Origin of the sequence: Streptococcus sp. 2106, from assembly GCF_013277315.1 — a bacterium.
Taxonomy (GTDB): Bacteria; Bacillota; Bacilli; order Lactobacillales; family Streptococcaceae; genus Streptococcus; species Streptococcus pseudopneumoniae.
Map to the genome: position 1 here is coordinate 1 of NZ_VMMS01000080.1, position 8849 is coordinate 8849.

General features: G+C 37.6%; 11 protein-coding genes and 1 pseudogene. 1 reads left to right on the forward strand and 11 read right to left on the reverse strand.

The genetic code is table 11. The annotated features are described in order from the left end of the window. The first annotated feature begins 478 nt into the window (after positions 1-478). Entirely contained in the window at positions 479-1549 is a 1071-nt protein-coding gene (xerS, locus tag HT723_RS08765; RefSeq protein WP_172935046.1) for a tyrosine recombinase XerS, read from the forward strand. 72 nt (positions 1550-1621) lie between these two features. On the opposite strand, the pseudogene HT723_RS08770 reads toward xerS, so the two are convergent. The 11 genes and pseudogenes from HT723_RS08770 to HT723_RS08805 all read right to left on the reverse strand — a co-directional run. Further along, positions 1622-1702, reverse strand: a pseudogene (locus HT723_RS08770) (lipoate--protein ligase); the annotation flags it as partial. Between the two features lie 89 nt (positions 1703-1791). Further along, on the reverse strand, positions 1792-3144 hold the full coding sequence (gene pdrM / locus HT723_RS08775) for a sodium-coupled multidrug efflux MATE transporter PdrM (protein ID WP_172935047.1): 1353 nt from the start codon (positions 3142-3144) through the stop codon (positions 1792-1794). Between the two features lie 10 nt (positions 3145-3154). Beyond that, on the reverse strand, positions 3155-3415 hold the full coding sequence (locus HT723_RS08780) for a hypothetical protein (protein ID WP_001105920.1): 261 nt from the start codon (positions 3413-3415) through the stop codon (positions 3155-3157). A gap of 13 nt (positions 3416-3428) precedes the next feature. Further along, positions 3429-4697 carry a dihydroorotase gene (locus HT723_RS08785; protein WP_172935048.1) on the reverse strand — a complete coding sequence of 423 codons (1269 nt, stop codon included), beginning with the start codon at positions 4695-4697 and terminating at the stop codon, positions 3429-3431. Between the two features lie 12 nt (positions 4698-4709). Beyond that, positions 4710-5174, reverse strand: a complete 465-nt coding sequence (locus tag HT723_RS08790; protein WP_061750126.1) for an 8-oxo-dGTP diphosphatase — start codon at positions 5172-5174, stop codon at positions 4710-4712. 9 nt (positions 5175-5183) lie between these two features. Continuing rightward, positions 5184-5837 carry a uracil-DNA glycosylase gene (locus HT723_RS08795; protein ID WP_049512417.1) on the reverse strand — a complete coding sequence of 218 codons (654 nt, stop codon included), beginning with the start codon at positions 5835-5837 and terminating at the stop codon, positions 5184-5186. A gap of 61 nt (positions 5838-5898) precedes the next feature. Continuing rightward, positions 5899-6591, reverse strand: a complete 693-nt coding sequence (locus tag HT723_RS08800; protein ID WP_049512416.1) for a YjjG family noncanonical pyrimidine nucleotidase — start codon at positions 6589-6591, stop codon at positions 5899-5901. Positions 6592-6710: 119 nt separating this feature from the next. Further along, positions 6711-6923 (reverse strand): hypothetical protein, encoded by a 213-nt coding sequence (locus tag HT723_RS11675; protein WP_049512436.1) that lies wholly within the window; start codon positions 6921-6923, stop codon positions 6711-6713. Between the two features lie 48 nt (positions 6924-6971). Then, positions 6972-7184 carry a hypothetical protein gene (locus HT723_RS11680; RefSeq protein ID WP_042764040.1) on the reverse strand — a complete coding sequence of 71 codons (213 nt, stop codon included), beginning with the start codon at positions 7182-7184 and terminating at the stop codon, positions 6972-6974. A 30-nt stretch (positions 7185-7214) separates the two neighbouring features. Then, a complete protein-coding gene (locus HT723_RS11960; protein ID WP_049512412.1) occupies positions 7215-7406 on the reverse strand; it encodes a hypothetical protein in 192 nt (63 codons plus the stop codon). A 288-nt stretch (positions 7407-7694) separates the two neighbouring features. Further along, positions 7695-8426: a hypothetical protein gene (locus HT723_RS08805; RefSeq protein WP_023933365.1), complete on the reverse strand. Its 732-nt coding sequence runs from the start codon at positions 8424-8426 to the stop codon at positions 7695-7697. Between the last annotated feature and the right edge of the window lie 423 nt (positions 8427-8849).

The window sequence follows — 8849 nt, forward strand, 5'->3', positions numbered from 1 at the left end:
TTCACGGGTGGTTATGACTTTTTACAGATAAGGAATTTTACATACAAATAATTGAACTTTGGTAAAATAAGACTATAATTAAGTTAGAAATGATAAAGCATAAAGCTAGAAAGGAGTTTACTGTATCAAATCTGTACAGTAAGATTAAAATCATGAAAAAGAAAACAATAGCAATTATACAATGTATTTTGTATCTCATAGCTCCTTATATAGCTCTTCAGTTGTGTAGTATTAACAGAAGTTTAATGGGTGAGTTCTTTATGATTTTCTTTATTCTGTTGACTATTTCATTCTGGTTTAGTATTTGGAAACTAGAAAAAGCACTAGCTAATGATTCTCAATAGAAACTCCAAAGACTTAGATCTGTTTTACTCAGGTCTAAAAAATCCCACACTATCTTTCCGAAAAACTATAATTTTCTTGAAAAATATATAAGCCTATGCTATACTACTAGTAGACTTATTTATGGAGAAAATACATGAAACGTGAGATTTTACTGGAACGAATCGACAAACTAAAACAAATCATGCCCTGGTATGTTCTGGAATACTACCAATCTAAGCTGGCTGTGCCCTACAGTTTTACAACCTTGTACGAATACCTCAAGGAATACGATCGATTTTTTAGCTGGGTTTTGGAGTCTGGAATTTCAAACGCCGATAAAATGTCTGATATTTCTTTATCGGTCTTGGAAAATATGTCTAAGAAAGACATAGAATCATTCATCCTTTATCTACGTGAACGTCCTTTGCTGAATGCCAATACAACCAAGCAAGGCGTTTCCCAAACGACCATCAATCGGACCTTATCAGCTCTTTCCAGTCTTTACAAATATCTGACCGAGGAAGTTGAAAACGACCAGGGAGAACCTTATTTCTATCGAAATGTAATGAAGAAAGTTTCAACCAAGAAAAAGAAAGAAACCCTTGCTGCCAGAGCTGAAAACATCAAACAAAAGCTCTTTCTAGGTGATGAAACAGAAGGGTTTCTGACTTATATAGACCAAGATTACCCACAACAGCTCTCAAATCGAGCTCTTTCATCATTTAATAAAAATAAAGAACGTGATTTGGCCATTATTGCCCTTCTCTTGGCATCGGGTGTTCGCTTATCTGAAGCTGTTAATCTGGATCTAAGAGATCTCAATCTCAAGATGATGGTTATCGATGTCACTAGAAAAGGTGGCAAACGTGACTCTGTCAATGTCGCTGCCTTTGCTAAGCCTTATTTAGAGAATTATCTGGCCATTCGAAATCAACGCTATAAGACGGAAAAAACAGACACAGCCCTCTTTTTGACACTCTATAGAGGTGTTCCCAATCGTATTGACGCTTCCAGCGTTGAGAAAATGGTTGCTAAATACTCAGAGGACTTCAAAGTCCGTGTAACACCCCATAAACTGCGCCATACCCTAGCAACTAGACTCTATGATGCAACTAAATCTCAAGTTTTGGTCAGTCACCAGCTAGGACATGCCAGCACACAAGTCACTGACCTCTATACCCATATCGTTAATGATGAACAAAAGAATGCTCTAGATAGTTTATGAAATACATAAAATAAATTATGTAATATATGATTTTAAAAAAGAAGCTGGTCCTACAACCAACTTCTTTTTGATTTATCCAACTACCGCTTCAGCGATTTCTTCACGGCTAATACCAGCGAAATAGCGTGCAATATCAATCGTTTCTATATTTTTGAAATTCTCATTTGCCTACTACTTAATTTAACTATAGCAAAAATAATGCAGATAAGGAAGGATATTTTTGCTTGTAGGAATTCTAAAAATCAAGCTTTTCTGGATTCAAATCTCTTCATAATCACAGTTAAACGCCAACGGTAGAGAGCCCCGCTCACGATTAGACTAATAATCAAACCAATCCAGTAAGAATAAGCTCCAAAATCTGTTAGAGAGTCGAATACCATAGCTACTGGGAGTGTCACTCCCCAGTAACCAACCAAACCAAGGTAAAAAGGAATAACGGTATCCTTATACCCCCGTAAAATTCCCTGAAGCGGTGCCGCAAAGGTATCTGCTAACTGGAAGAAAAGACTATAAGTCAAAAAACATGCTGTCAAATCGATAAATTCTGGGTCGTTCCCATAAAGACTAGCCACATTTCCCCTAAAAATGTAAAGGAAAGATAAGGTGAAGGCCGCAAAAATAAGGGCTGTCCATCTTCCTAGACCAATATAGGTTTTCGCATCATCAAATCGCTTGGCTCCCACTTCATAAGACACGACTATCGCCATAGTCGATGAGATACTCATAGGAAAGGCGTACATGAGACTTGAAAAGTTCATGGCTGACTGGTGGCTAGCGATAATCAAGGACGAGAACTTAGCCATAATCAAGCCAACCACGGAAAAGATAGCTACTTCCGCGAAAACAGTTCCCCCAATAGGCAGACCTAAACGAACTCCTTCCTTGATTTTATCCATATTAAGCGGAATGCGTTTCTCAAGGTGTAAGGCTTTGAGCTTCTCCTGTTTAAATAAAACCAGAACAGAAATCCCCAGCAAGACCCAGTAAGCCAAAGAAGTTCCTAAACCAGCCCCAGCACCTCCCAGTTCTGGAACACCAAAGGCTCCGTAAATCAAGAGGTAGTTAAATCCACTATTGAGAGGAAGTAACAAAAGCATGAGGTACATGGACAGTTTGGTCAACCCCAGCGAATCCAGCAAGGAACGAATGACACTAAAGAGCAACAAGGGGATAATCCCGATAGATAAAAACCAGAGATAGCGAACCGCTACTGCTGCCACTGGTACTTCTAGTCCGATATGATTTAAAACGGGTGGTGCCAGGAAAACTACCATCCCCAGCAAGACCACAGATAGACCCAAGGCCAGATAGATGAATTGGTAAAAATCAGACGCAACTTCTTCCTTTTTTCCTCGTCCAAGATGGTGACCAATGATGGGCACCAAGGCCGACACAATCCCTGTCAGAAATGTAAAGAAAGGATTCCAGATACTGGTTGCCATAGACACACCAGCCAAGTCCATAGTATTGTATTGACCTGTCATTGCAGTGTCAACAAAAGAGGCAGAATAATTGGCAAATTGGTAGATCAGGATTGGGAAGAAAATTTTTAAAAATAATACTAACTTCTCTCGTAAACACTTTGTCTTATACATACTTCTCTTTCTATTCTGATTTATCTAAACCAAAGAGTTTCAGACCATAGTTTTTCAAACTTAGCGGAGGATTATTAGATTTTGAAGTAGTATGCCAACACGCACATGTTCGACAATAATAGCTTCTAACTAAACCTCCATTATCATATTGAACCGCATGGTCAGCTTTTTCTTTAGTTTCATATTGAATTTTAGAACGATTAGATGCGGGACAGTAAATTCCGCTATTAGATTTTGCTTTTCTCTCCCTACGTTTTCGAAAATAATTCATATTCCAACTCCTATCAAGCTTGATAGACGATTTGTCCCTTACAGATGGTGTATTTAACCTTCCCTTTTAAGGTTTCACCGATGAATGGTGAATTAGCTGCTTTGGAAGCAAAATGGGAGTCCACAAGGCGGTCAGCCTTAGCATCAAAAATAGTGATGTCCGCCGGACCATTCTCAGCCAAGTAACCTGTTTCAAAGTTGTAAAGCTTGGATGGGTTGTATGTCATTTTTTCAAGCAATTCCATCAAGCTTAACTCACCAGCTTCCACCAAATAGGTCAAGCCAAGAGATAGGGATGTTTCCAAGCCTGTCATACCAGATGGCGCTTTGGTAATATCCTCAACATTTTTTTCATCCGCATGGTGAGGCGCGTGGTCTGTCGCAATAACTGTGATGACGCCTGATTTAAGACCCTCGATAACAGCACGACGGTCTGATTCCAAACGAAGTGGCGGATTCATCTTAGCATTGCTACCTTGTGTCAAAAGGAGCGCTTCGGTCTTAGAGAAATGCTGTGGTGCTACTTCTGCTGTGACTTGCGCACCCAATCTCTGAGCGAACTCCACTACCTTAACACTTTCCTCCTTAGACAAATGCTGAATATGAACATGAGCCTTAGTTGCATAGGCAATCATGACATCACGCGCCATCATAGCATACTCAGCCACCCCAGTCGCACCACAGATATGGAAATGTTCTTTAGCGATATTTTCATTAAAGCCAAGGACACCGTTCAATCCTGGATCTTCCTCATGGAGACTAATAAAGGTATTGAGTTTTTTGGCTTCTTCCATGGCTTCCTTGACAATCTTACTGCTCTCAAGCGGAATACCGTCGTCTGAGAAACCAACCGCACCAGCTTCTAAGAGTGCCTCAAAGTCAGTCAAATCTTGGCCATTAAAGTTTTTAGTAATGGTCGCAACCGTCTTAACATGAATCTTCTCTTTGGCAGCTGACTGGAGAACTTCTTGCAAAGTCTCCACGTCTGAAATGGTTGGACTAGTATTAGCCATCATGACAACCGTTGTAAAACCACCTGCAGCAGCTGCTAGGGCACCCGTATGAATATCTTCTTTATGAGTTTGTCCCGGTTCACGGAAATGAACATGAATATCGACCAAGCCAGGAGCAACTACAAGACCACTAGCATCTATGATTTCTGCTCCTTCTTCCGTGATCTCAGGCGCAATTTTGATAATTTTCCCATCTTGAACTAAGACATCACACACTTGATCCAAACCAGACTTGGGATCCATTACACGACCATTTTTGATTAGTAGCATCTGCTTTCTCCTTTATTCATAGAAATCAACTTGGGTATCCAACAATTTATCCCCATCATAAACAAACTTGGCTGAAAAGAAGGGTTTATCCTCTAAAAGCCATTCAACAAAGGTGTGATCACCTTCCCAAGTTGGCTTGCTCAGAACTTCATCATAAGGAACCCATTCCAGCGTCCCCTCGTTACAATCAATCAAGTCACCCTCAAACTTCGTCACTTTAAAAACATAGGTGTACCAGTCTAAATCTGGTGTAAATTCAGGGAAAGTGATGACACCTTTTAGAACTGGCTTGGCTTTGAGCCCTGTTTCTTCGAGGATTTCACGCGCCGCGCATTCCTGAGGTGTCTCTCCTCTCTCTAACTTACCACCCACACCAATCCATTTCCCTTCATGGACATCATTTGGCTTCTTATTACGATGGAGCATGAGCAATTCTTTTCCATTGTCAATGTAGCAAATTGTCGCTAACTGAGGCATATTTTCTCCTTATCTAAGCCAATCGATTGGCTCTTGTTCTGTTTCTTTTAAGAATGCATTGGCCTTGGAAAAAGGCTTGGAACCCCAAAATCCTCTATAAACTGACAAAGGACTGGGATGGGCTGATTCGATAATCAAGTGATGAGGATTGGTAACTAAGGCCTTCTTCTTACGTGCATAAGCTCCCCAGAGTACAAAAACGACTGGTCTATCTAGATGATTGACCACCTGAATCACAGCATCTGTAAATGGCTCCCATATCTGACCAGCATGACCATTGGCTTGTCCAGCAGGAACAGTCAGACATGCATTAAGAAGTAAGACTCCTTGCTCAGCCCAAGACGTTAAATCATGAGATTTCTTAACTCCGATGTCATCTGCTAATTCTTTCAAGATATTTTGCAAGGATGGCGGAGCTGGGATAGAGTCAGGAACAGAAAAACTCAAACCCTGCGCTTGACCTGGCCCGTGATAGGGATCTTGCCCTAGAATCACCACCTTAACTTCTTCAAGCGGTGTTGTCAAGAGAGACTGAAAAACCTTTTCCTTGGGTGGATAAACAGTCCCCTGACCATAGACCTGATTCATAAACTGATTGATTTTACCGAAATAACCCTCAGGTAATTGCGCCTTAATCAAAGCATGCCAAGACGAGTGTTCCATAGTCGACTCCTTCGTTTTTACTGCCTCTATTATAGCAAAAAGTGGCTTTCTAAACCACTTTTTACAGTTTATCTAAACAATCCAGCAAGTCTTTGTAAGAATGGACTTCGTAAGTAGGCTGGGCTTGTGTGTGATTTTCGAGGTGATGAGAGTTGTACCAGATAGTATCAATCCCCGCATTATTGCCACCTTGAATGTCGGTGGTTAGGGAATCTCCAATCATCAGCGTCTTTTCTTTGCTAAAACCTGCAATCTGTTGGCCAATCTTTTCATAAAAGAGAGCATCAGGTTTTTGTGTTTGCAGCTGTTCTGAGATAAATACTTGATTGAAATAAGGTGCTAGACCAGATTGAGCCAAGCGCCCTGTCTGAATGGCAGTAATGCCATTTGTCGCAGCATACAAGTCAAAATCTCGCTCGATGAGGCTATCCAAGAGTTCATGAACGCCTGAAAAAGTTTGCCCCTGCTGGGCGAGGTAAAATTGGTACCGCTGGGCTAGAAAACTACCGTCTTTTTCCTGTCCAAAATGAGCAAATAAACGAGAAAAGCGCGTGTTAACCAGCTCTTGTTTACTAATTTTCTTTTGCTCCAAGTCCTTCCAGAGAGCCTTGTTCATAGGAACATAATAGTTTTTATAAGCCTGAATATCTGTAACCCCTTCTTCTTTTAGGAGTTGAGTCAAAGCCACATCCTCAGCAGCATCAAAATCAAGAAGAGTGTGGTCGAGGTCGAAGAGTAGAAATTTGTAGGACAATTTGGTTTTTTCCTTTCTAAGATAAACAACTTTCACTTCAGCCAGCTGTTCAATGTAAAAATTTAAAAGTAGTATAGTACCACAAAGAATAATAGTTCTAATGGATTAACTAATCCATACTAATCTAGTGAATTATAGAAAAATCTTCTATAAATTCGAGCAATAGTTAAAATACATACAAATATGACTCCCAAAATAGATAATACTATTTTCACAAAATTCATTTCAGAACCTATGACATAGATATGAAAAAGAGGGGCTAGTCCTACACATAGAGACAATAGATAACTAATAAATCTTATCTCACCAATTCCTGCAATAAAATGTTTCATTTTAGATATTCCAATTTTACCTTTCATCTTTATAATCCACTAACAACTCTATTGACTTCTCTTTTTTTTGAAAAATCTTGACAGCAAATTTACTCCACTTAATGCTACTAAGACTTCAATGGGCAAAAAATAGTAATTCCATATCAAATGAGAAATCAGCAATGTTAGAAATAGTATACAGTCAATATAACTATTCTGAAAATACTCGGTAATTACATAATACAGAAACACCACAACCATCAAAATTAAAACAACCATCATAATACTATTATCCTGTCCTTCTCACTAACGCTATTTCCAAAATTTAATTTTTTTATGACTTAGTAACGCAATTCCAATTAGCAATACACCTAATATAAATAAAAGTATTTCCCAAAATTTATTCTCAGTTTTAATAAAAGGTATAAGATACATACTAACCAATATGGAACTTACTCCTAAAATAGCAAAGACCACTCTGACTCTATCACTTAGTTTAAACATATTTAATTCCCCATAAAATAAGCAGTGGCTACGTTTACTGTAACATTCCCCCGTCTTTATGTAGAGGTAAGCCCCTATCAATACACCTCATCTCTTCTTACTTAATAGCAGCATAATTATTTAGTGATATGAGTTTCATAAGATTTCTTCTCTTTAACGTTGCATGGTTAGGATAGTTTCCTAACAGGTAATCGTCAACTTTGTTTATAGTACTTAGTTACCTAGATAAGATATCCTTTCTCTATCTGATTTGATTTTAAAGAGAACTAAGATTTAACCATATTTATCTTACTTCTTATTTTTAAATAATTCATACTCTTTTTCTCTGATAAAGGGAAGTGAAAAATTAGAAAAAATTAGTAGAATTGAAAATAGGTATCCATCTTTTTGGATTGCTAAAACATAGCCTAAAAATAAATAGACAATCAAATCTAGTACAAAAAGAGAAAATATCCTCCTTTTCATCATCTCACTTGAATTAAAGATTCTGTTTAATAGAATCTTTATCGTAGTATCTACACAAATTTTTATCAAAAAGATAAGAGTCAATACACGATTATCAACTGTACCATGAAGAATAAATGGAAATATAGTTAATATAAAACTAGAAATCTCTAAATATTTTATCCAAGGAGATTGAGACATCTTACTTTTAAACTGACTGATTTTCCTATACTCACTAGCTAATCTAGTATCAAAATCTTTACCAATTTTATTAAAGATTAAAAACTCCAGGATAAAAATACTGATTAATACGATATAAGTAGAAACCTTTCCTGGGAAATATTTATTGATTAAAATCGGGAAACTCATTAACAGAATCGAATTTATGGCTAGACAGATAGATACTATTTTATTTTTCACTGAATATATAGGGAGCGATACTATCGAATAGAGAAACGCTAAAAAAAGAAGCAAGAAATACTCCGTGCTGCTAATTAGCGGCGCCCTTAATGATAAAAATAGGTAGGCACCCCACACGATGATATGCGCTTTACGAATTGACTCTAGATTACTCATCTACCTACTCCTAAATCTATTTTAGTTCACATTCTCTTTCCTACAAGTCATAAACGTTTCATGATATTTCTTTCTTCTACATTAGATAAAGTCGAAATACATTATTAACAAATGAAAATATAATGATAAGGCTTTCTTTTACTTTAGACTGCCATAAAACAAGGAATCTTTCAACAAAATTCATTAGTAAAACACTATCCTATACAATTGACAGCTCAAATCTTTCAGAATAGAACAATCCTAACTATCGAACACCCTGACTTCATAAATATCTATGTAATTCTAGACTTAGAATCCCTATAAACTAAATGTTTTCGCACTATTCTAAGCCATTGATTGCTTTAAATTTTAATTTTTAAAGAATTCTAAAGCTAGAATAGTCCCATCACAATCAATTTTGAATTATTATACTCAATGAAAATC